General features: G+C 70.7%; 22 protein-coding genes and 1 tRNA gene. 7 read left to right on the top strand and 16 right to left on the bottom strand.

Going from position 1 to position 20596, the window contains the following annotated elements; genetic code table 11:
- Nucleotides 1-26: 26 nt before the first annotated feature.
- On the bottom strand, nucleotides 27-806 hold the full coding sequence (locus DEJ09_RS00185) for an MSMEG_4193 family putative phosphomutase (RefSeq protein ID WP_111087261.1): 780 nt from the start codon (nucleotides 804-806) through the stop codon (nucleotides 27-29).
- Between the two features lie 68 nt (nucleotides 807-874).
- On the opposite strand from DEJ09_RS00185, the gene DEJ09_RS00180 reads away from it, so the two are divergent.
- The 3 genes from DEJ09_RS00180 to DEJ09_RS00170 all read left to right on the top strand — a co-directional run bounded on the left by DEJ09_RS00180 (nucleotide 875) and on the right by DEJ09_RS00170 (nucleotide 3762).
- The gene (locus DEJ09_RS00180) at nucleotides 875-2092 is read left to right on the top strand and encodes an MFS transporter (protein ID WP_111087260.1); all 1218 of its coding nucleotides are present in this window, start codon (nucleotides 875-877) and stop codon (nucleotides 2090-2092) included.
- 10 nt (nucleotides 2093-2102) lie between these two features.
- A complete protein-coding gene (locus tag DEJ09_RS00175) occupies nucleotides 2103-3257 on the top strand; it encodes an AI-2E family transporter (protein WP_111047677.1) in 1155 nt (384 codons plus the stop codon).
- A 76-nt stretch (nucleotides 3258-3333) separates the two neighbouring features.
- The gene (locus tag DEJ09_RS00170) at nucleotides 3334-3762 is read left to right on the top strand and encodes a BLUF domain-containing protein (protein ID WP_017888306.1); all 429 of its coding nucleotides are present in this window, start codon (nucleotides 3334-3336) and stop codon (nucleotides 3760-3762) included.
- A 24-nt stretch (nucleotides 3763-3786) separates the two neighbouring features.
- Here the strand turns inward: DEJ09_RS00170 and DEJ09_RS00165 are convergent, their stop codons facing one another.
- The 5 genes from DEJ09_RS00165 to DEJ09_RS00145 all read right to left on the bottom strand — a co-directional run bounded on the left by DEJ09_RS00165 (nucleotide 3787) and on the right by DEJ09_RS00145 (nucleotide 8398).
- The gene (locus DEJ09_RS00165; protein WP_181433210.1) at nucleotides 3787-4395 is read right to left on the bottom strand and encodes a ScbR family autoregulator-binding transcription factor; all 609 of its coding nucleotides are present in this window, start codon (nucleotides 4393-4395) and stop codon (nucleotides 3787-3789) included.
- A 108-nt stretch (nucleotides 4396-4503) separates the two neighbouring features.
- Nucleotides 4504-4974 (bottom strand): BLUF domain-containing protein, encoded by a 471-nt coding sequence (locus DEJ09_RS00160; RefSeq protein ID WP_051596847.1) that lies wholly within the window; start codon nucleotides 4972-4974, stop codon nucleotides 4504-4506.
- A 96-nt stretch (nucleotides 4975-5070) separates the two neighbouring features.
- Complete coding sequence (locus DEJ09_RS00155) at nucleotides 5071-6444, bottom strand: sugar ABC transporter substrate-binding protein (protein ID WP_220034900.1); 1374 nt, start codon at nucleotides 6442-6444, stop codon at nucleotides 5071-5073.
- Nucleotides 6445-6470: 26 nt separating this feature from the next.
- On the bottom strand, nucleotides 6471-7412 hold the full coding sequence (locus tag DEJ09_RS00150) for a carbohydrate ABC transporter permease (RefSeq protein ID WP_181433209.1): 942 nt from the start codon (nucleotides 7410-7412) through the stop codon (nucleotides 6471-6473).
- Nucleotides 7413-7423: 11 nt separating this feature from the next.
- On the bottom strand, nucleotides 7424-8398 hold the full coding sequence (locus DEJ09_RS00145) for a carbohydrate ABC transporter permease (RefSeq protein WP_228516654.1): 975 nt from the start codon (nucleotides 8396-8398) through the stop codon (nucleotides 7424-7426).
- 202 nt (nucleotides 8399-8600) lie between these two features.
- Here DEJ09_RS00145 and DEJ09_RS00140 point away from each other — a divergent pair, with 202 nt between their 5' ends.
- Complete coding sequence (locus DEJ09_RS00140) at nucleotides 8601-9866, top strand: Gfo/Idh/MocA family protein (protein ID WP_375537946.1); 1266 nt, start codon at nucleotides 8601-8603, stop codon at nucleotides 9864-9866.
- A gap of 76 nt (nucleotides 9867-9942) precedes the next feature.
- A complete protein-coding gene (locus DEJ09_RS00135; RefSeq protein WP_258370519.1) occupies nucleotides 9943-10956 on the top strand; it encodes a LacI family DNA-binding transcriptional regulator in 1014 nt (337 codons plus the stop codon).
- 70 nt (nucleotides 10957-11026) lie between these two features.
- Here the strand turns inward: DEJ09_RS00135 and DEJ09_RS00130 are convergent, their stop codons facing one another.
- Nucleotides 11027-11482: a helix-turn-helix domain-containing protein gene (locus tag DEJ09_RS00130; RefSeq protein ID WP_111029863.1), complete on the bottom strand. Its 456-nt coding sequence runs from the start codon at nucleotides 11480-11482 to the stop codon at nucleotides 11027-11029.
- An 84-nt stretch (nucleotides 11483-11566) separates the two neighbouring features.
- Between DEJ09_RS00130 and DEJ09_RS00125 the strand changes: the two genes are divergently transcribed.
- A complete protein-coding gene (locus tag DEJ09_RS00125) occupies nucleotides 11567-12262 on the top strand; it encodes an SDR family oxidoreductase (protein WP_111029862.1) in 696 nt (231 codons plus the stop codon).
- 84 nt (nucleotides 12263-12346) lie between these two features.
- Here the strand turns inward: DEJ09_RS00125 and DEJ09_RS00120 are convergent, their stop codons facing one another.
- The 5 genes from DEJ09_RS00120 to serS all read right to left on the bottom strand — a co-directional run bounded on the left by DEJ09_RS00120 (nucleotide 12347) and on the right by serS (nucleotide 15730).
- Nucleotides 12347-12910: a GrpB family protein gene (locus DEJ09_RS00120; protein ID WP_111087256.1), complete on the bottom strand. Its 564-nt coding sequence runs from the start codon at nucleotides 12908-12910 to the stop codon at nucleotides 12347-12349.
- On the bottom strand, nucleotides 12907-13437 hold the full coding sequence (locus tag DEJ09_RS00115; RefSeq protein WP_111087255.1) for a GNAT family N-acetyltransferase: 531 nt from the start codon (nucleotides 13435-13437) through the stop codon (nucleotides 12907-12909). Before DEJ09_RS00115 ends, DEJ09_RS00120 begins: the two co-directional genes overlap by 4 nt.
- 2 nt (nucleotides 13438-13439) lie before the next feature.
- Nucleotides 13440-13524, bottom strand: a tRNA-Ser gene (locus DEJ09_RS00110).
- 83 nt (nucleotides 13525-13607) lie between these two features.
- Nucleotides 13608-14471, bottom strand: a complete 864-nt coding sequence (locus tag DEJ09_RS00105; protein WP_084741461.1) for an HAD family hydrolase — start codon at nucleotides 14469-14471, stop codon at nucleotides 13608-13610.
- Nucleotides 14468-15730, bottom strand: coding sequence for a serine--tRNA ligase (gene serS / locus DEJ09_RS00100; RefSeq protein WP_111087254.1), 1263 nt, complete (start codon nucleotides 15728-15730; stop codon nucleotides 14468-14470). The genes DEJ09_RS00105 and serS overlap by 4 nt, the downstream gene beginning before the upstream one ends.
- Before the next feature lie 54 nt (nucleotides 15731-15784).
- Here serS and DEJ09_RS00095 point away from each other — a divergent pair, with 54 nt between their 5' ends.
- Nucleotides 15785-16855, top strand: a complete 1071-nt coding sequence (locus DEJ09_RS00095) for a diacylglycerol kinase family protein (protein ID WP_111087253.1) — start codon at nucleotides 15785-15787, stop codon at nucleotides 16853-16855.
- A gap of 33 nt (nucleotides 16856-16888) precedes the next feature.
- Here the strand turns inward: DEJ09_RS00095 and pheA are convergent, their stop codons facing one another.
- Genes pheA through DEJ09_RS00075 form a run of 4 tightly spaced genes read right to left on the bottom strand, consistent with a single transcriptional unit; the run spans nucleotide 16889 to nucleotide 20539 of the window.
- Nucleotides 16889-17845 (bottom strand): prephenate dehydratase, encoded by a 957-nt coding sequence (pheA, locus tag DEJ09_RS00090; RefSeq protein WP_111087252.1) that lies wholly within the window; start codon nucleotides 17843-17845, stop codon nucleotides 16889-16891.
- Between the two features lie 39 nt (nucleotides 17846-17884).
- On the bottom strand, nucleotides 17885-18430 hold the full coding sequence (locus tag DEJ09_RS00085) for a MarR family winged helix-turn-helix transcriptional regulator (protein ID WP_027466075.1): 546 nt from the start codon (nucleotides 18428-18430) through the stop codon (nucleotides 17885-17887).
- 28 nt (nucleotides 18431-18458) lie between these two features.
- On the bottom strand, nucleotides 18459-18947 hold the full coding sequence (locus DEJ09_RS00080; RefSeq protein WP_111087251.1) for a hypothetical protein: 489 nt from the start codon (nucleotides 18945-18947) through the stop codon (nucleotides 18459-18461).
- On the bottom strand, nucleotides 18944-20539 hold the full coding sequence (locus DEJ09_RS00075) for a molybdopterin-dependent oxidoreductase (protein WP_181433208.1): 1596 nt from the start codon (nucleotides 20537-20539) through the stop codon (nucleotides 18944-18946). The genes DEJ09_RS00080 and DEJ09_RS00075 overlap by 4 nt, the downstream gene beginning before the upstream one ends.
- Between the last annotated feature and the right edge of the window lie 57 nt (nucleotides 20540-20596).

The following is a 20596-nucleotide window of genomic DNA, read 5'->3' as shown; positions in this document are numbered from 1 at the left end:
TTGTAGGAGCGCTCGGCTCCGGCCGTTCAGGGTCCGGCAGGACCCACGGGCGCGTCGGGTGCCGGACGCCCGGTGCCGGTGTGCGCATCGGGTTCCGGATGGCCCGCGCCGCCGCCGACCGCGGCGTCCCCGCTGGGTGCCGGGGCGGTGCGCAGCCAGGACAGGTCACCGGACTCGGTGTTCGTCGCGACGACCTCGGGGCGGTGCTCGCCGTAGCGCACGACGGACACCGAGGCCGGGCCGACGCCGATGCGCTGGAACAGGTCCAGGTGCATGCCGAAGGCGTCGGCGAGGACGCTCTTGATGATGTCGCCGTGGCTCACCGCGACCCAGACGGCGCCGGGTCCGTGCTCCGCCTCGACCTCGGCGTCGATGCGCCGGACGGCTGCGACGGCCCGGGACTGCATCGTCTGCATGGACTCACCGCCGGGGAACACGACGGCGCTCGGGTTCGCCTGCACCGTGCGCCAGAGGGGCTCCTTCGCCAGGTCGGCGAGCTTCCGGCCCTGCCACTGCCCGTAGTCGGCCTCGGTGATGGCCCGCTCGATCAGCGAGGCGGGTGCACCGGTCTGCCGGTCCGTCTGCCGGTCCGTCTGCCGGTCCAGGATCGCGCGGGCGGTCTGTCGGCAGCGCTCGAGCGGACTCGACACGACGGCGACGACGGGTACCGCGGCGATGCGCTCCGCGGTCCGCTCTGCCTGCGTGCGGCCGACGGCGTCGAGTCGCACGCCGGCGGTGCGTCCGGCCAGGACGCCGGTGGCGTTCGCGGTGGTGCGTCCGTGACGGACGAGGAGGACGGTCGCCATGCGCCCGATCCTAAGCGCGGGACGCGGTCGCCCTTGACGGGCCGTCCGGGGACCGATCAGATGGGGGCATGGCCGGGCGGCATCGACTCGCACTCTTCGCCACGTCGACGGTGACCGGGTTCGGGATCGCGACGTGGATCACCCGGACGCCCGCGATCCGCGACGAGCTCGGCGCCTCGATCGAGGCGATGGGCCTCGTCCTGCTCGGGCTGTCGATCGGGTCGATGATCGGGATCCTCGGCGCCGGGGCGCTGGTGCGACGGACCGGCAACCGCCCGCTGATCTTGCTCGGGGGCGCGCTGCCCGTCGTCGGCATGGTGCTCGTCGCGCTGCTCGCCCCGGCGCAGGTCGCTGCCGGGGTCTGGGCCGGGCTGTTCCTGATCGGCTTCGGGGCGGGCGTCGCCGAGATCGGGCTGAACGTCGAGGCCGCCGCGGTCGAGCGGCAGATCGGACGACCGGTCGTGCCGGTGCTGCACGCGTGCTTCAGCCTCGGCAGCGTGGTGGGTGGGGTCGTCGGCATCGCCATGACGGCTGCGGGGACCCCGGTCCGGGTGCACCTGCTCGTCGGCGCCGCGGTGATGGCCACGCTGGCGGTGTTCGCGGCGCTGAACCTGCGGCCGGTGCCTCGTGAGACACCGACCGATGCGCCTGCCGTTGCCCGCGGCACCCGTCGGGGAGCCCGCCGCTCCGTCCTCACCGTGCAGCTCGCCATGATCGCTGTCATCACGCTGGCGATGGCCTTCGCCGAGGGTGCCGCGAGCGACTGGCTCCCGCTGCTGATGACCACCGACCACGACGCCCCCGAGTCCGTCGGGTCCCTCGTGTTCACCGGGTTCGCCCTCGCCATGCTCATCGGTCGTGCGGCCGGCACCCCGCTCGTCGCCCGGTTCGGGCGCGCCCCGGTCGTCCGGGTCTGCGCAGCCGTCGGTGCGGTGGGGGTCCTGCTCGTCGTGCTGTCACCGAGTCCGATCGTCACCGCCGCTGCCGCCGGCGTCTGGGGGCTCGGCATCGCCCTCGGGTTCCCGCTGTCGATCTCCGCCGCGGGCGACCACCCCACCGACGGCGATCGCCGGGTGTCGGTGGTGGCCACCGCCGGGTACATCGCGTTCCTGGTGGGGCCGCCGCTGCTCGGGTTCGTCGGGGAGCACCTCGGCCTGCAGACGGCGATGCTCGTGCCGCTCGTCCTGCTGGTCGCCGCGTTCCTGGTCGCCCCGGCGACGCGGGGACAGGACACCGGTCGGACGAACGAGCCGTCGGAACCGGCGCGTCGGCCGTCCGGTCGGTAGCGTCTCCGGCATGCCGTTCTTCCGCGACGCTCCGCGCCCGACCACCCCAGCCGCTCCGTCCAGGGTCCAGGCCGCGTGGTCCGACTCCGCCGGGCACTTCGCGACCCGGTGCCTGCAGCTCATCATCGTCGTGGTGGTCGTCGCCGGCGTCGTCTGGGCGAGCAACATCCTGAGCGTCGTCACGATCCCGGTGCTCCTCGCGCTCATCATCGCGTCGGCCATGCACCCCGTGGTGTCGTGGCTCCGCAAGCACCGGGTGCCGTCCGTGCTGGCCACCCTCGCGGTGCTCATCGGCGTCCTCGCGATCCTGGGGCTGATCGGCTGGCTCATCGTCGTCGCCGTCGAGAACCAGTGGGCGCAGCTGCAGAAGTCGGCAGTCGACGGGTTCCAGCAACTGCAGGAGTTCGCGAAGAACCTGCCGTTCTCGATCTCGGACAAGCAGATCGACGACGCGGTCGCGTCGGCGTCCGACTTCGTCACGAGCGCGCAGTTCGGCTCCGGTGCCCTCGCTGGTGCCTCGGCCACCGCGAACTTCCTGACCGGGCTCGTCCTGATGATCGTCGTGCTGTTCTTCTTCCTGAAGGACGGCCCGAGCATCTGGGAGTTCCTGCTCCGCCCCTTCACCGGTGAGCGCTACGCCCGAGCACGTCGCGTCGGAGACCGGGTCGTCTCCACCCTCGGCGGGTACGTCCGCGGCACCGCCACGGTCGCGGCGGTCGACGCGATCGGCATCGGAGTCGGCATCGCCATCGTCGGCGTGCCCCTCGCCCTGCCGCTGGCCGTCATCGTCTTCATCACCGCGTTCATCCCGATCGTCGGTGCCACCGCCGCCGGCATCCTCGCCGCCCTGGTCGCGCTCGTGGCCCTCGGTCCGGTGCAGGCACTCATCGTGATCGGCATCGTGGTGCTGGTGAACCAGCTCGAGGGCAACCTGCTGCAGCCCGTCCTGATGGGGCGCACCCTCAAGCTGCACGGCCTCGTCATCCTGATCGGGCTGACCGCCGGCACCGTCCTCGCCGGCATCACCGGCGCGATCATCTCGGTGCCGCTGATCGCCGCCGCCTGGGGCGCGATCCTGGTGTGGGACGGCCCGAACACCCCGGCCCGACCGTGGCGGAAGAAGCGCAACGAGGACGTCACCGCGCACGAGTTGCCGCAGGGCTGATCCGCAGCACCGATCCGTGAGGCGCGTTGCGGACATCCGCTTCGCGCAGCGGCCTTCCACCCAGCAGGATGGAGGAGTGCTCGTCTCCATCGTCTACATGAGCCGTGCCGTCGTCCCCTTCGACGACCAGGCCATGGCGGTGCTGCTCGCGGAGTCCCGGCTGCGCAACGAAGCGCTCGGGGTCTCCGGGCTCCTGCTCGCCAAGGGCGGCCGCTTCATGCAGCTGCTCGAGGGGCCGGCGTGGAGCGTGCAGGACCGGTACGACGTCATCGCGAAGGACCGCCGTCACGGTGAGGTGAAGTCACTCGTGCGCGAGGACATCGAGCGCCGACGGTTCGACGGCTGGTCGATGGCCTACCGCGCGCTCGACGACTCGGACATCCGGTCCGAAGCGGGCTTCAGTCCCTTCCTGTCGGGCACGATGGACTTCCCGCGCTCGTTCGACCGGACCAGTGCGGCCTGGCTGTTGAAGTGGTTCCGCGACCGCGAGCTGCACGACCTCTGATCCGACCCCGCACGCCGTCGCGGATCAGCCTTCGCTGAACGCGTCCTCGACGACGTCGAGCAGCCGGTCGCGGTGCTTCGGGTCCGCCGTCGCCGCGATCACCACGCGCCACATCGTCGCCACGGCCGGCATCAGGTCGGTGCGCCGCGTCCGGACGTCGGACACGAGCTGCACGCCCGTGAAGTAGGGCACCACCGTCGACCCGAGCTGCTCCGCGGTCAGGTCCGTCCGGAGTTCCCCGCTGGCGACCGCCAACCGGAACACGTCGACGATCCCGCCGATCCACTGCTCGTAGAAGCTCAGCGTCGCGGTCTGGAACTCGCCGCGCTCCAGCGACAGCCGGATCCCCGCCCGCACGATCGGGTCGGTCCGGAGCAGGTCGGCGATGCCGTGCGACGCCCCGATCAGCGCGGCGACCGGCGAGCTGTCGGTGTGGCTGACGACGTCGAAGGTGCGGGCGTTCTGCTCGCCGATGACGCCGAGCGCCAGGGCGAGCTTCGTCGGGAAGTGGAAGTGCAGCGTTCCCTGCGAGACGCCCGCCGCGCGGGCGATGCCCGCGATCGTCGCGCCGGCGAAGCCGACGCGGTCGAACTCCTCCGCCGCGGCCACCAGTATCTGCTCACGTCGTTCCACGGGACCAGTCTCACAGTCTGGAGGCACGGTGCCAGCTGGCACCGTCCCTCCAGTCCGAGGGGTGGTGCGTCTCAGGCCGCGTGCCGGCAGTCCGAGGTGTGGTGCGGCTCAGGCCGCGTGCCGGCCGAGGGTGATGCGCTCCTCGGGCAGGTCCTGCAGGTCGCGCCCACGGAACCAGCGGAGCAGCCAGTCGGCGGGCGTGCCCGCCACCCCGGTCGGCAAACCGGTGCGGTCGCTGAGGAAGGTACTGAACCCGGGCTCGTCACGGAGCTCGTCCCCGGTCGGGCTGCCGAACGCCATCGCCCAGCCGTCGAACCGACGCGTGCTGATGGACTCACGCGACAACGACTTCACGCCGGTGTGCCGCGGGTCGCGCTCGATCGCGGCGAAGCGGTCCTCGACGCTCCAGACCGGACCCTCGAGCACCTGCATGAAACGGCCGCCCTTGGCGAGCAGGAGCCCGGAGACGCCGAGCGCGTGGTTGCGGAGCCGCGCCTCACGCAGCATGGCGACCAGCTGGTCGTCGGTCAGGTCGTCGACGGCGACGGACATGTAGACGAGGGAGGTGAGGGAAGTCATCCCCTGCAGTCTGGGTCGTGGTCGGCGGGACGGTCAACGCGTCGTCCGCACACCGCACCGGACGGTGCGGCATGCGGACGACGGGCGGGGTTTCGATCAGGTGAGGGCGAGCAGGTTGTTGACCTGTTCGTTGACCCCGGTCAGCGTCGAGATCGGCTTGCCGTTCGCGTAGACGTCGTCGAAGGCGGGCTGCAGCAGGGCCTGCACGTCGGCGGGGTTCTTCGTGACCGGGAACAGGAACGTGGTGTCCTCCTCGACCTGCCGGGTGAACGCCGAGACGTCGAGCCCGCGCTTCCGGAACGACGCCACGGCAGCCTCGGTGCCAGCGGGACGGGCGGGGAACACGATCCCGCTCTCACCGACGATCCGCTGCGCCTCGTCGCTGCCCAGGAACGCCACCCACTTCGCCGCGGCCTCGGGGTCCTTCGCCTGCTTCGTGATCGAGTCGCCGAGCCCGTTGAACATCGACGCACGGTGACCCGACGGGCCGATCGGGGTCGGGGCGACCGCGACGTCGAGGTCCTCCATGCCGAGGTACGAACCGATCATCCACGAGCCGTTGAACGACAGCGCGCACTTGCCGGCGCCGAGCTGGACCTCGGGCCCGGTCGTGGTGGAGAACACCCCGTACTTCGCCATGTAGCCCTTCTCGGCCAGCCGGTAGTACCAGGCGAGGGTGTCCTGCACGACCCGCTCGTCGTAGCGGAACCTGTCGCCCCACGGGTTCTCGTTCGTGTAGAACCAGTCGACCGATCCGGTGAACGGTGACCACTGGGTCTGGCCGAAGCCGTCACCGCCCGAGCCGTTCGACGAGATGCCGTAGACGGCGACGTCGTCCTTGTCGAAGCCGTCCTCGTCGCCGCGCCGGCCCTTCGAGTCGACGGTCAGCCGCGCGAGCATCCGTTCGAACGTGCCGCCGTCCTCCGGGTTCCACTCGAGCGACCCGAGTTCCTCGGCGGAGACCCCGGCCTTCGCCATTGCCTTCCGGTCGTAGAACATCGCGACGGTGTCCCAGTCCTTCGGCGAGCCGTAGCGGTGGCCGTCCTGGCCCTTCCACAGTTCGGCGAGTCCGGACTGGTAGTCGTCGTCCCGGAGGCCCTTCGTGGCGTCGAGTTCGTCGAGCTTGTAGAGCACGTCGAGGTCGGCGTACTGCGGGAACTTCGTCAGGTGGTCGGTGAAGACGTCGGGCGCGGTGCCGGCGATGAAGCCCGCGGTGAGCTTGGTCCAGTAGTCGTTCCACCCGAGCTGGGTGATCTTCACGGTGATGTCCGGGTTCGTGCGGTGGAACGCGTCGGCGACGGCCTGGTACGCGGGCTGCTGGTTGGCGTCCCAGAGCCAGTAGCTCACGGTGCGCACACCCGATCGGTTCGTTGTGCGGCGACCTGGCGACGAGCAGGCGGCGAGCGCGCCGAGGGCCAGGGCGGAGGCGCCGCCGGCGAAGAGCGTGCGGCGGGTCAGTTGGTTCGTCATGGTGTTCGTCCTGTCCGACAGCCGGGTCACTTGATCCCGGAGAAGCCGATGGAGTTGACGATCCGCTTGGCGAAGACGCCGAACAGCAGGATCATCGGGAGCGCCGCCACCAGGGTCGCGGCCATGAGCCCGGCCCAGTCGGTGCCGGACTGCGGGGTCTGCGACTTGAAGACGCCGAGCGCGACGGTCAGCACCCGCGAGCTGTCGGTGTACGACACCATGAGCGGCCAGAAGTAGTCGTTCCAGCTCGTGATGTACGTCAGCACGGCGAGGGTGGCGATCGGGGCCGCCGCCATCGGGATGACGAGCCGGAAGAACACGCGGACCTTGCCGGCACCGTCGATGAGCGCCGCCTCTTCGACCTCCTTCGAGATGCCGAGGAAGAACTGCCGCAGGAAGAACACCGCGAACGGGGTCATGAACATCGTCGGCAGGGCGATGCCGAGCAGGTTGTCGACGAGCCCGAGCTGCTTGATGAGGGTGAAGTTCGGCAGCAGCGTGAAGATCGCCGGGACCATCAGCCCGGCCAGGAACACCCCGAACACCTTGTCGCGACCGGGCCAGCGCAGCCGGGCGAAGGCGTAGGCGGCCGCTGCCGAGAAGAACACCTGGCCGACGGTGACGAGCGTCGACACCAGGATCGAGTTGAGCAGGTACCGCCAGAAGTTCAGCGCGGCGCCGGAGCCGCCCTGCGCCAACGCCTCTTCGGTGGACTGCAGGCCGAAGACCCGCTCGAACCCGCCCAGGCTGAACCCGACGGGCAGCAACGAGGTGGGGTCGGAGTTGATCGCGGTGTTCGACGACAGCGCGGTGCGCAGGATCCAGTAGAACGGGAACAGGGTGACGACGATGACGAGGATCATCGCGACCCAGGCGAGCACCCGGCCGAGCGACGGGCGGCGGCGGTGACCGGCCCCCATCCGAGGCGGGCGGGCCGTGGTGACGGAACGGGTGAGTGTCGTGGTCATGGCGCTTCCGTTCAGTCCAGGTCGGACTCACCCGAGCGGGTGAGGCGGTACTGGATGATCGTGATGATGCTGAGGACGATGAGGAGCGCGACCGAGACCGCGGACGCGTAGCCGAACTGGAACCGGCCGAACGCCAGGTTGTAGATGTAGTTCTGCACGACGTTCGTGGCGTTCGCGGGGCCGCCCTGCGTGGTGACGGCGACGGTGTCGAACACCTGGAACGACCCGATCACGGTGATGATCAGCACCAGGGACAGGATCGGGCGGAGCAGCGGCACCGTGATGCGCCAGAACATCTTCCACTCGCTCGCACCGTCGATGCGTCCGGCCTCGTACACGGTCTCGGGCAGCGACTGCAGGCCGGCGAAGATGAGCAGTGCCGTGTAGCCGACGTGCCGCCAGACGTTGATGAGCGCGATCGAGGGGATGCCCCAGACGTCGCTCTGCAGGAACGGGATGCGGTCGAGCCCGAGTGCGGCGAGCATCTCGTTGCCGATGCCGAGCTGGGTGTCGAGGATCCAGAGCCAGACCAGGGCGGCGACGACGTTCGACACCAGGTACGGCGCGAGCACGATGCCGCGCACGAAGGTCGACTTGGTCAGGCGGTGCATCATCACGGCGATGAACAGCGCGACGACGGTCTGGATGACGATGTTGATGAGCACGTACTCGACGGTCACCACCATCGAGTGCCAGAAGATCGAGTCCTGCACCAGGCGGGCGTAGTTCTGCAGGCCGGTGAACTCGGGCTCGGTGAGCAGGTTGTACGAGGTGAAGCTCAGGTAGATGCCCCGCACGGTCGGCCAGGCGAGGAACACCGCGAACCCGACGGCTGCCGGGGCGATGAAGACGAGCGCGAGCCACAGGTCGTTCCTGGGGCGGCGCCGTGGTGCGGTGGTGCGGGCACGGGCGAGGTCGGCGGACCGACTCCTCCGTCTCGTGCTGGCGGTCGTCAAGGGTGACGACACAGGGCTCTCGGTTGCCATCGCGACTCCTTCGTCTGCGGTGGACTGACGTGCAGCAGTCCGTGAGCCGGGAATCTACACGTGGGGACCACTGCTGGCAAGAGGCTCTTTTCGGGCCGTCGAAAGGGGTTGTCACGTGTAGACAGCGTGTGTCAGGATGGCGCTCGATCGCATCGGAGCGACCCGCTCGGCGACGCATCCCACACCCCTGGAAAGGTCACTGATGATCTCTGTCGGAATGGTCGGCGCGGGCCAGTTCGCCCCCCAGTTCGCCAAGCTGTTCAAGCTCCACCCCGACGTGGACCGGGTCTACGTCACGGACCTCGTCGACGAGCGCGCGTCGGAACTCGTCGAGACGCAGCACCTCGACGGCACGTTCCCGGACTTCGACGCGGTCCTCGCCTCGGACGTCGACGCCGTCGCGATCTTCACGCAGCGCTGGACCCACGGGCCGCTCGTGGTCAAGGCCCTGCGCGCCGGCAAGCACGTGTACTCCGCCGTGCCGATGGCGATCTCCGTCGACGAGATCCGCGACATCATCCAGGCGGTCCGCGAGACCGGCCTGACCTACATGATGGGCGAGACGAGCTACTACAACCCCGCGACGGTGTTCGCCCGCAAGCAGGTCGCCGCCGGCGCCTTCGGCCGGGTGTTCTACGCCGAGGGCGACTACGTGCACGACATGGACCTCGGCTTCTACGCCGCGTACCAGTACAGCGGCGGCGACGAGTGGAAGCGCACCGCCAGCTACCCGCCCATGCTCTACCCGACGCACTCGGTCGGTGGGGTCCTCGGCGCGATCCCCGGGCACGCGGTCAGCGTCAGCTGCATCGGTGTCAAGGACGACCGCGGCGACGGCGTCTTCGACAAGGACGTCAGCCAGTTCGACAACGACTTCTCGAACGCCACCGCCGTGTTCGAGCTCGACAACGGCGGGGTCATGCGCATCAACGAGATGCGTCGCGTCGGCTACCCGTCGCACATCCGTGAGTCGCGCTTCCGCTACTTCGGCACCGAGGCCAGCTTCGAGCAGCTCGCGAAGACCAGCGTCTGGCAGGACAAGGAGGACTCGTACGACATCAGCGACAAGATCGACACGCAGGCGACGATGTCCCTCGACGACCCGCGCCTGGCCGACGTCGACCCGTCCCTGCGCGACGCGTTCGTCTCCGGCTACGCCGAGGTGCACGACACCGACCGCCTGCCCGCCGAGTACGACGGCGTGCCGACCGGGCACGAGGGCAGCCACCAGTTCCTCGCCGACGACTTCGTCCGTGCCGTCGTCGACCGGACCCTGCCGCCGGTGAACGCCTGGACCGCCGCGCGCTTCACCCTGCCGGGCATCATCGCCCACCAGTCCGCGCTGCAGGGCGGCGCCCGCCTCGACGTGCCGGACTTCGGTGACGCCCCCGAGACGACGAGCGCTGCGACGGCGAGCGCACCGACGTCAGCAGGCAGCACGTCGTCGGCTACGATCGCGTCCGAGTAACACGTGTCGTTCGGGTGCCGGTCCGTCGTGGGCCGGCACCCGAACGACGCTCCCGGACCCGACGAAGGTGGCACCCGTGACCGTCCCGACGAACCCCAGGGCGGTCACCCGTGCGGACGTCGCCCGCTACGCCGGGGTCAGCACCTCCGTCGTCAGCTACGTCGTGCACGACGGACCGCGCCCCGTCGCGGCCGCCACCGCCGCCCGCGTGCGCGAGGCCATCCGCGTCCTCGGCTACCGCCCGAACGCGAGCGCCCAGGCCCTGCGCACCGGCTCGTCGAAGATGCTCGGCCTGATCGTGCCCGAGCTCGACAACCCGTTCTGGTCCGAGCTCGCCGTCGCCGTCACCCACGCCGCCGCCGCACGCGGCTACGACGTCCTGCTCGCCAACAGCGACGGTGACGCCGCCCAGGAGCGCGAGCGGCTCCGCAGCCTCTCCGCGCGCCAGGTCGACGGCATCATCGTGACGAGCATCATGACCCACCCCGACCTGTCGACCGTCACCGACCCCGGCCTGCCGATGGTCCTGCTCAACACGTTCTTCGAGGTCCCCGAGTACGCCAGCATCGGTGTCGACGCCCTGCGTGGCGCTCTCGACGGCACGCAGCACCTGGTCGAGCACGGCTACCGCTCGATCGGCCTCGTGATGGGGCACACCGGCTCGATGGAGCTCCGCGAGCAGGGCTGGATGCGGGCCCTCCGCCAGGCCGGCCTGCCCGACGGCCCCATCGTCCGCACCGACTTCACCCGGCGCGGAGGCTACGAAGCCGGCCTCCGCATGTTCGCCGACGAGACCGGCCCCCGAGCCGTCTTCGTCAGTTCGGACATGCAGGCGATCGGCCTGATGCGCGCACTGTGGGAACTCGGTCTGCGCGTCCCCGAGGACGTCGCGATCGTGTCGTTCGACGGCGCGGCCGAGGCGGACTACACGAACCCGCAGCTCACCACGGTCCGGCAGCCGATCGAGACGATGGCGGTCGCCGCGGTCGACCGCGTGCTCGGCCTCGACGCCGACAACCAGTGGCACCGCGACCTGGTCCCCGCCGAGTTGGTCCTCGGCGCGAGTTGCGGGTGCGACGTGCGTCGCTGACGCACCCACCGACAGCCTGGAGGCGCGGGGCGGGGCCGCCACGGGCCTCCTGTCCGTCAGCCGGTCGCGTTCAGGACACCGGCTCCATGACGGCGCGGAGGCGTGCGGTCGGGATGCGCTGCTGCGCATCCACGGTCACGGCGGCAGCTTCGACCGCCTCGCCGGTCTCGGCGTCGACGAAGCGCAGGTCCGACGCTCGCTCGGACGGGCGGTGCCGGTCGGCCCAGCCGCCGAGGGCGAGCAGCACGAGCGACAGGTCGCGGCCGGCATCGGTCAGGACGTACTCCTCGCGGGCACGTGCCCCCTCGGGCTTGTAGGTCGTGCGCTCGAGCACTCCCCCGTCGACGAGTGAGGCCAGGCGTGCGGTCAGGACCTCGCGCGGGATGCCGAGGCTCTGCTGGAACTGGCTGAAGCGGGTCGAGCCACCGACGGCGTCGCGGACGATCATGAGCGTCCACTTCTCGCCGAGGACGTCGAGGGAGCGTGCGATGGGGCAGCGCTCGTCGCCGCCGAGGATGCCGAGCATGCGTTCATCCTAGCTGGGTTCGATTTCCGGACACAACGTGCTAGGTTCGATTTCCGTACTCACCTTCCCTTCTTTGGAGCACTCATGACCGACCTCACCAACGCCGTCGTCCTCGTCACCGGAGCGAACGGCGGCCTCGGCGCCGAGTTCGTCCGCCAGGCCCTGGAGCGTGGCGCCACCAAGGTCTACGCGACCGCCCGGAACCCCCGTACCTGGGACGACGAGCGCATCGTCCCGCTCGCCCTCGACGTCACGAGCCAGGAGAGCGTCGACGCCGCGGCCCGCACCGCCGCCGACGTGACCGTCGTCGTGAACAACGCCGGGATCGCCGGCTCCGACCCGCTCGTCGACGTCTCCGTCGAAGAGGTCGAGCGCATCTTCGCCACCAACGTCTTCGGTGCACTCCGCGTCGCCAAGGCCTTCGCCCCCTCGATCGCCAACGGTGCGCTGATCGACGTGCACTCCGCCCTGAGCTGGGTCGCCCTCGCCGGCGCGTACTCGGCGTCGAAGGCCGCGTTCTGGTCGATCACGAACTCCCTGCGTCTCGAGCTCGCACCCCAGGGCACCCAGGTCGTCGGCGCCCACCTCGGCTACACCGACACCGGCATGATCGCCGACCTCGACGTCGAGAAGTCCGACCCCGCCGACATCGTCCGGTCGATCTGGGACGCGGTCGAGGCCGGCGAGCACGAGGTCCTCGCCGACCAGGTCAGCCGCGACGTCCGTGCCGGTCTGAGCGCCCCGCTCACCGCGCTCTACCCGATGCTCGCCAGCGCCTGAGGCCGGTTCTCGTCGGGACGGTGACGGTTCTGGTTCACGAACACCCGTGTTCGTGAACCAGAACCGTCACCCGCCCCGATCGCGTCAGCCGCCCGCGCCACGCTCGGTGATCCGACGGTTCGTGGCGGTGATGGCGGACCGCTCGTCGTCGGACAGACCACCGGCGTGGAGGATCCGGCTCAGCACGTCGCTCTTCCGCTCGATGTAGTCGTCGATGTCCTCGGCCTCGGTGGCTGCCCGGCGCTTCACGGCGGCGTACTCGTCACGCAGCGCCGGATCCGCACGCAGGACGTCGCGGACGGCCAGGTGGTTCCGCAGCGCGAGCGACCCGGCCGCGACGACGTAGGTGTTGGTCGGGGCGAACCGCTCCGGAGCCCGGAACGCCTGCCGCCCCGGGACGCCGAGTTCACCACGCGGCTCGAAGCCGATCGTCGCCATCGCCGCCACTGCAGCCGGGACGTCGGCAGCGTCCACCACGACGTCGACGTCGAGCACGGGCTTCGCCGCCAGGCCCGGCACGGACGTGCTGCCCACGTGCTCGATGCTCCGGAACGGCACGTCGGCGCCGTCGAGCGCGGCGGCGTACGCGTCGTGGAGCTGCCGGAACCGCTCGGGCCAGGACGACCGGTACTCGACGACCTCGATCACGGGGCCGGCGTCGGCGCGAGGAGCTGGAACATGACGTGGTCGCGCCAGACGCCGTTGATCTTGATGTACTCCGGCGCGAAGCCGTACCGGGTGAAGCCCGCCGACTCGAGCGCGCGCTGCGAGCCGACGTTCTCGGGCAGGGTCTCAGCCTGCACGCGGTGCAGGCGGAGCACGTCGAACGCGTGATCGGCCGCCGCACGGACAGCGCGGGACGCGTGGCCCTGTCGCGTGCGGTCGGCGCGGACCCAGTACCCCATCGCGCACGACTGCAGGGCGCCGCGGACGACGCCGCTCAGCGTGATGCGGCCGAGGAGTTCCCCGTCGGTCGACTCGATGACGAACGGCACCGCGTTGCCGGCGCGCTGCGTGGCGAGGGCCTGCGTGATGACGTCCCGCTGGCCGGACTCCGTGTAGTACGACGGCGCTCGGGCCGGTTCCCACGGTCGCAGGTGGTCAGCGTTCTCGGTGATGACCGCGGCCAGGACGGCCGCGTCGTCGAGGCGGAGTGGGCGCAACCGTGTGTCCATCGCGGAGGGTGTGGGATTCGAACCCACGAGACATCTCTGCCCACCTGTTTTCAAGACAGGCTCCATCGGCCGCTCGGACAACCCTCCAGTGACGCGACCACGTGGCGAGACGTGATCGCGTCCCGGGAAGTCTACCCGGGCCTCCAGGCAGGGGTGCGCGCGAGCGCGGACTAACGGGGCAGGGAGTCGAGCGCCGCTGCCAGGCCGTCGTCGGTGATGCCGCCGGTGAGCTCGTTGCCGGCGTCGACGACGTCGTCGGGGGCCTGGCCCATGACGACGCCGCGACCGGAGGTCGAGGCCCAGCGGAGCATGTCGATGTCGTTGCGGCCGTCGCCCGCGGCGAAGACGCGGGAACGCGGGATGTCGAGCCACTCGCGGACGCGCTCCATCGCCGTGGCCTTCGTCACGCCCTCCGGAGCGATGTCGAGCCACGACGTCCAGCCGACGGAGTACGAGACCTTGTGCAGGCCCATCTGCTCGACGATCTGCAGGAAGTCCTCGGTGTCGTGGCCGGGCGAGATGACGACGACGCGGGTGGCCTCGACGCCGAGCAGCTGCTCGAACGGCACGTGCTCGCCCTCGACGGTCATCGTGTCGTCGGGGAAGTTGCCGGACAGCAGGAAGTGACCGGTCTCGTCCTCGACGCCGAACGCGGCGTTCTCGAGCGCGCCGTGGATGGTCTGCAGCACCTCGGACGGGTCGAACCGCTCGACGTGTTCGCGCACGTAGGAGCCGTCGGCGCGGCGGGCCAGGATGAGCGCACCGTTCGCGCACACCAGGTACTTCGGCCGGATGCCGAGGGTCTCGAGCAGGGGCACGGTCATGCCCTCGCTGCGGCCGGTCGAGAGCATGACCTCGTGCCCGGCGGCCTCGGCGTCACGGACTGCCGCCACGACGGCCTCGGTGATGACACCGTCCTCGCGCATGGTGGTGCCGTCGATGTCGAGCGCGACCAGCCAGCGCTTGGTGCGGGCGGGCGCGTCGGTGCCCGCGCCCTGCTCGGTGCCGTCCACGAACCGTCCCTGGGTGCTCATCGGGGCTCGATCACCTCGACGCCACCGAGGTAGGGGCGCAGGACCTCCGGCACGACGACGGAACCGTCGGCCTGCTGGTGCGTCTCGAGGATCGCGACGATCCAGCGGGTGGTGGCGAGGGTGCCGTTCAGTGTGGCGACCGGGGCGGTCTTGCCGCTCTCGGTGCGGTAGCGGATGTCGAGGCGGCGGGCCTGGTACGTCGTGCAGTTCGACGTCGAGGTGAGCTCGCGGAACGTGCCCTGCGTCGGGACCCAGGCCTCGATGTCGTACTTCTTCGCGGCGCTCGTGCCGAGGTCACCGCCGGCGACGTCGATCACGCGGTAGTGCAGCCCGAGGTCCTGCAGCATCTGCTCCTGGTACCCGACGAGCTTCTCGTGCTCGGCCTCGGCCTGGTCCGGGTGGACGTAGGTGAACATCTCGAGCTTGTTGAACTGGTGCACGCGGAGGATGCCGCGGTTGTCCTTGCCCGCCGACCCGGCCTCACGCCGGTAGCAGGTCGACCAGCCGGCGTAGCGGTGCGCGGTCTTCTCGATGTCGAGGATCTCGTCGGCGTGGAAGCCGGCCAGGGCGACCTCGCTCGTGCCGGTCAGGTACAGGTCGTCGGCTTCGAGCCGGTAGACCTCGGCCGCGTGCTCGCCGAGGAACCCGGTGCCGGCCATCGTCTCGGGGCGGACGAGCGTCGGGGTGATGAGCGGCTCGAAGCCGGCGGCGATCGCACGGTCGAGGCCGAGCGACATCAGCGCGATCTCGAGCCGGGCGCCCATGCCGCGCAGGAAGTAGAAGCGCGAGCCGGAGACCTTCACGCCGCGGGGGATGTCGATGATGCCGAGGTGCTCGCCGAGGTCGGCGTGGTCCTTCGGCTCGAAGTCGAACTCGGGCTTGGTGCCGACGGTGCGGAGCGTGACGAAGTCGTCCTCGCCGCCCTCGGGCACACCGGGGAGCACGACGTTGGGGATGCCGCGGACGACGGTGTTGAAGGTGTCCTCGGCCGCGGTGACGGTGGCCTGCGCCTCCTTCACCTTTGCGGCGAGGGCCTGGGCCTGCTGCACGAGCGCGGCCTTCTCGTCCTTCGGGGCCTTGGCGACGGTCTTGCCGAAGGCGTTCTGCTCGGCGCGGAGCGACTCGAACGAGGTGATCGCACTGCGGCGGGCGGAATCGGCGGCGACGGCTTCGTCGACGACGGCCACGGAGGCACCACGCGCCTGCTGTGAAGCCTTGATGACGTCCGGGTTGTCGCGAAGCAGCTGTGGATCGATCACCGCCCCATCCTAGACGGGGCAACCGCACGCAGCCTCGATCGGTAGCGTGGACGTATGTCGACCCCTTCGGAGACCGCGCCCGCGGACCAGGACGCCCTCCCCACCGAGCAGCGGACGGCCGCGGTGGTCTACAACCCGGTCAAGGTCCACCTGCCGACCCTCAAGCGCACGGTCGCGGAACACCAGCAGCAGGCGGGCTGGGCCGAGACCCTGTGGTTCGAGACCTCGGAAGAAGACCCGGGCGGCGGCATGGCCCGCGAAGCTATCGAGGCCGGTGCCGACGTCGTCGCGGCGGCCGGCGGTGACGGCACGGTCCGTGCGGTCGCCGAGGTCGTGCACGAGTCCGGATCGACCCTCGCGCTGCTGCCGAGCGGCACCGGCAACCTGCTCGCGCGCAACATGAAGCTCCCCCTCGACGACCTGGCCGCGAGCGTCCGGACGATCTTCCACGGCGACGACCGCAAGATCGACTTCGGCATGCTCAAGGTCGAGCGCCCCGGCGGTGAGCGCGAACGCTTCGGCTTCCTGGTGATGGCGGGCCTCGGGCTCGACGCCCGGATGCTCGTGAACACCCGCCCCGAGCTGAAGAAGAAGGTCGGCTGGCTCGCCTACGTCGACTCGCTGTTCCGCTCGGTGCGCGACGCCAACGCGTTCGAGTTCCGCTACCAGCTCGACGACGACGGCAACCACTCGCTCCGGGCACACTCGCTCATCGTCGGCAACTGCGGCATGCTGCAGGCCGGCGCGATCCTGCTCCCGGACGCCGAGATCGACGACGGGGTGTTCGACATCGCCGTGATGCGTCCCCGCGGGTTCTTCGGCTGGGTGCGGATCGGTGCCCGGGTGTTCTGGGAGAACGGGATCCTGCGGGCGTTCCGCCGGTCGAACCTGGGCAAGACCGCGGTCGGCAAGAAGATCGTCTCGAAGTCGCGCGAGGAACGACCCCTGCGCTACCTGCGCGGGCAGGAGTTCACGGCACGGCTTGAGCGGCCCGACGAGTTCGAGATCGACGGCGACCCGGTGGGCGAGGTCATCGCCTTCCGTTCGCGCATCGACCCGATGGGGCTCTCCGTGCGCGTGCCGGACCCGGCGGACGACCGCCACGGCTCGCGCCAGGTGCCCTGAGCCTGACCCTGTCGCTCGGCCCGCGGTGCGCCGCTACCGTGCCCCGGGCTCGCCCGACACGATCGCGCGCAGCCAGTCCCGCGCCTCGACGAACGCGGCGTCCGAGTAGCGCGCGGGCACCTCGGGGCGGGCACCGTCGGCACGCGGGTACGACCCGAGGAACGTCACGCGCGGGCTGAACCGGCGCAGGCCGAGCAGCGCGTCCGCGACCCGCTCGTCGCGCACGTGCCCGTCGAGGTCGATGACGAACCGGTAGCGGCCGAGCTCGTCACCGATCGGGCGTGACGACAGCAGCCCCATGTTGATGCCCCGGGTCGCGAACTGTTCGAGCATGTCGACCAGGGCACCGGGGTGGTCGGCGGGCAGCTCGACGATGACGCTGGTCTTGTCGGCGCCGGTCGGTTCGGGCAGCGCGAGGGTCTTCGACACGAGCACGAACCGGGTGACCGCCGAGGCGTTGTCCCCGATGGACGACGCGAGCACGACGACGTCGTGGTGGTCGGTGATGCCGGGCGGCGCGACGGCAGCGTCGGCGGTGGGGTTCGCCTCGAGCAGGGCGAGGGCCGCTGCGACGTTCGACGACGCCGGGATGTGGCCGTGGCCGGGCAGGTTCGCCTCGAGCCAATTGTGCGTCTGCGCGTAGGCGACCGGGTGCGCGTTCACGGTGTGGACGTCGGCCAGGGCTGTGCCGGGGCGGGCGACGAGCACGAAGTCGACGGGGACCAGGTACTCCCCCACGATCCGCACGCCGGGGATCCGGGCCAGGGCGTCCTGCGTGGCGCTGACACCGCCGTCGACGCTGTTCTCGATCGCGATGACGGCCCCGATCGAGCGGCCGGACATGACGTCGTCCAGGGCCTCACCGACGTTGTTGACACTCCGCCAGGGCTTGCCGGCGGCGGCCTCGACGAGCTTCAGGGCCGCCTCGGTGAAGGTGCCGGCGGGTCCGAGGTAGGAGTACGTGTCGGGCGGCGCGGCGGGGTCGGTCATGCGGCGAGCCTATTGCAGGGACGCGGAGGCCAGGCGGCCTCAGTCCGTCGCCGCACCCGTCAGCCGCTGCTCGCAGATCGCGGTGTCGTCGTCCTCGCGCGGGTAGGTCAGCGCCGCGAACCGCCCCTCGGGGTCGAGCCGCGTCAGGAGCGACGCCGCGATGCCGTCGAGCTGCGCGACCTGCTCGTCGGAGAGCGCGTCGATCACCACTCGGCGGGCGGTGCGGACGTGGTCCGGGGCAGCCTCGACGATCGTGGCGTACCCGGCGTCGGTCAGCCGGACGTCGGTGGCACGGCGGTCGGAGGTCGACGGGCACCGCGTCACGAGCCCGCGCTTCTCGAGCCGGGACACCACGTGCGACAGCCGCGGCAACGAGGCGTTCGTGGCCGAGGCGAGCGCCGACATCCGCAGGGTCCGGGTGTCGGTCTCGGAGAGCATCGCGATGACCATGTAGTCGAAGTGCGTCAGGTCGGCGTCGCGCTGCAGCTGCTGGTCGAGCGCCGCCGGCAGGAGTTCCATGACCGCGACGAGCTTCATCCACGCGCGCAGCTGCTCGCGGGTGAGCCACGGGGTCTCGTCGGTCATGACCTGATCATACCGAAAGGTTGTCTCTTTAACCAGTGGTGCGCACCGCGGACGGACCGGACGAACCGGACGAGTCCGCCGAACCCGACGAACCGCCAGCGCGACGCGACCGCACCACCCCGATGACGAGCACGACCACCACGACGACGAGCAGCGCCCCCTCGACGAGCAGCAGCCGCGTGCCGTAGTCGAACGGCAGCACGGTCGGGTTCTTCTGCCCGTGGTCCTTCGCCGCGATCTCCGGCAGGACCACCAGGGCGAGCACGCTGCCGAGCACGATCGCCGCCTGCACGACGACGAGCACCCAGGCCCGCAGCGAGCGTCCGGCCCGACGCAGCAGCAGCCCGGCACCGACCACGAACGGCGACAGGACCGCGTCGTGCAGCACCACCGCCGCGAGCAGCCAGACCCCGAGCCCGCCGATGCGGTTCGGCTTGACGGACGTCACGAGCACGTACGCCCCGAACGCGATGACCAGCACACCGATCACCACGAGCACGATCCGCGCGGCCTTCACCGGAGCACCTCGATCTTCTCGATCCACTTGGTCTGCAGCACACCGGGCCGCCCGGGAGCGATGATCCGCGCCGGGAACCCGTGGTCCAGGTCGAGCGTCGCACCGTTCAGCTCGAGGGCGACGAGCGTCGTCGGGTCCTCGGCGTACTCCGGTCCCATGTCCATGATCCGGTAGCCGCCGTGCCGCTCCAGGCTCGTCACGCGCACGTGCGACCCCTGCGGTGCCTGCACGGCGTCGAGCAGGTCGCGCATCCGCACGCCCTTCCAGGTCGCCATCTGACTCCACCCCTCGACGCACGAGATCGGCAGGTCGACCTGCGCGGTGCCGAGCGCGACGAGTTCCGCCCGGACGAACGTCCGGCTCACGTCGTGGCCGACGACGGTGAGCGTCCAGTCGGCGGCGGTCGCGGTGGCGAGGACGCCGGCTGCCCGCGCGGTCCGGTTGACCGGCAGCCCGTTCGCGCCGATGCCGCGACCGCGGGCGCCGAACACGTTGAACGGTTCCGCGAGCTTCGAGGACTGCCCCGCCGTGAGCGCGACGACACCGACGGTCGCCGCCGTCACGCCGGCGAAGAACCCGCGTCGGGCGATGCGCTGGCGTCGTCCGGTGGCGGCGTCCGGCGTCGGCCAGGAGGCCCGGCTCGGCTCCCCCGCGTCGGCCGTCGGCTGAGCGGGACTCGGCTCCTCGGACACCGCGCGGGTCTCCGGGGCGGCGTCCGGTCCGGTGGGACGGGGCTCGGCGCCGCCGGGGGCGGCGTCGACGCCGTCGATCCAGCGGAACACGCGTCCCAGCAGGCCCGGGGTGGTGGACCCGGCGGTCTCGGCGCCCGCAGCGTGCGTGACGGACGCGGGATGAGCCTCCAGACCGGGTGGGAGCAGTTCACTGCCGGACGCGGGGTCCGCGATGAACCGGCCGTGCGCGTCGTAGGAGTCGCGCTTCCGCCAGTAGCGGGCGATGACCGGCAGCTTGGCGGCGATGTGGATGGCCAGCGACCCGATGATCACGTAGGCCAGGGCGTTGTGCACCTGGCGGAACGGGAACGGCCACGGGTACCACTGGTACGTGTTGAGCAGGCCGGTGACGACCTGGATGATCGACGCGGACACGAGCACCGCGATCGACAGCCGCTCGAGCAGGTGCAGCACGCCGCGCACCGGCGGCACCTGCACCAGGGCGGGCATGACGGTGTTGAGCTTGGCGAGCAGCAGCGGGATGATCGCGATCCCGGTCGTGATGTGCAGGCCCTGCGTGAACTGGTACAGCTGCGTCGGACGGGTCGGGAACCGCATCCAGCCGAGCGGTTCCTGCAGCAGGTGGCTGTAGATCCCGGTGCCGAAGCAGATCAGGAACGCGATGCCGAGCAGGCGCCCGAGCACCACGGCCGAGCGGGCGTTGCGGTTGGGGGACGCCAGAGCTGCTCGTCCGTCGTGCAGCAGGCGCTGGAGGCCGGATAGCCTCGACGGACCATGAGCGACCGACTGCTTGCCCTCCGACCGTCCCTGGCCGACGGCACCGCCGCCCGGATCGGCACGGTGCTGGCCGTCGTGGGAGTACTCGCCCTGTCGGGCGTCATCGCCGTCGGCGTCACGCATCTGGGGTTCCTCCGATCGGGCCATCGTTCTGCATTCGTTGCGTGGACGCTGATCGCT

Source organism: Curtobacterium sp. MCLR17_055, from assembly GCF_003234305.1.
Lineage (GTDB): Bacteria > Actinomycetota > Actinomycetes > Actinomycetales > Microbacteriaceae > Curtobacterium > Curtobacterium flaccumfaciens.
The sequence above is the reverse complement of the archived record's forward strand: the minus strand, read 5'-3'. Positions and strand labels throughout refer to the sequence as shown.

Excerpts from the sequence above, each read along its gene's own strand:
- DEJ09_RS00115 (WP_111087255.1), bottom strand. The coding sequence starts at position 13,437 with ATGGACACACGGTTGCGCCCACTCCGCCTCGACGACGCGGCCGTCCTG.
- DEJ09_RS00175 (WP_111047677.1), top strand. The coding sequence starts at position 2,103 with ATGCCGTTCTTCCGCGACGCTCCGCGCCCGACCACCCCAGCCGCTCCG.
- DEJ09_RS00130 (WP_111029863.1), bottom strand. The coding sequence starts at position 11,482 with ATGCTCGGCATCCTCGGCGGCGACGAGCGCTGCCCCATCGCACGCTCC.
- DEJ09_RS00185 (WP_111087261.1), bottom strand. The coding sequence starts at position 806 with ATGGCGACCGTCCTCCTCGTCCGTCACGGACGCACCACCGCGAACGCC.
- DEJ09_RS00150 (WP_181433209.1), bottom strand. The coding sequence starts at position 7,412 with ATGACCACGACACTCACCCGTTCCGTCACCACGGCCCGCCCGCCTCGG.
- DEJ09_RS00155 (WP_220034900.1), bottom strand. The coding sequence starts at position 6,444 with ATGACGAACCAACTGACCCGCCGCACGCTCTTCGCCGGCGGCGCCTCC.
- DEJ09_RS00105 (WP_084741461.1), bottom strand. The coding sequence starts at position 14,471 with ATGAGCACCCAGGGACGGTTCGTGGACGGCACCGAGCAGGGCGCGGGC.
- DEJ09_RS00095 (WP_111087253.1), top strand. The coding sequence starts at position 15,785 with ATGTCGACCCCTTCGGAGACCGCGCCCGCGGACCAGGACGCCCTCCCC.
- DEJ09_RS00125 (WP_111029862.1), top strand. The coding sequence starts at position 11,567 with ATGACCGACCTCACCAACGCCGTCGTCCTCGTCACCGGAGCGAACGGC.
- DEJ09_RS00180 (WP_111087260.1), top strand. The coding sequence starts at position 875 with ATGGCCGGGCGGCATCGACTCGCACTCTTCGCCACGTCGACGGTGACC.
- pheA (WP_111087252.1), bottom strand. The coding sequence starts at position 17,845 with ATGACCGACCCCGCCGCGCCGCCCGACACGTACTCCTACCTCGGACCC.
- DEJ09_RS00160 (WP_051596847.1), bottom strand. The coding sequence starts at position 4,974 with ATGACTTCCCTCACCTCCCTCGTCTACATGTCCGTCGCCGTCGACGAC.
- DEJ09_RS00145 (WP_228516654.1), bottom strand. The coding sequence starts at position 8,398 with ATGGCAACCGAGAGCCCTGTGTCGTCACCCTTGACGACCGCCAGCACG.
- DEJ09_RS00075 (WP_181433208.1), bottom strand. The coding sequence starts at position 20,539 with ATGCGTGACGCCGACGGCGATGACGCCCGACAGGGCGAGTACTCCCAC.
- DEJ09_RS00140 (WP_375537946.1), top strand. The coding sequence starts at position 8,601 with ATGATCTCTGTCGGAATGGTCGGCGCGGGCCAGTTCGCCCCCCAGTTC.
- DEJ09_RS00085 (WP_027466075.1), bottom strand. The coding sequence starts at position 18,430 with ATGACCGACGAGACCCCGTGGCTCACCCGCGAGCAGCTGCGCGCGTGG.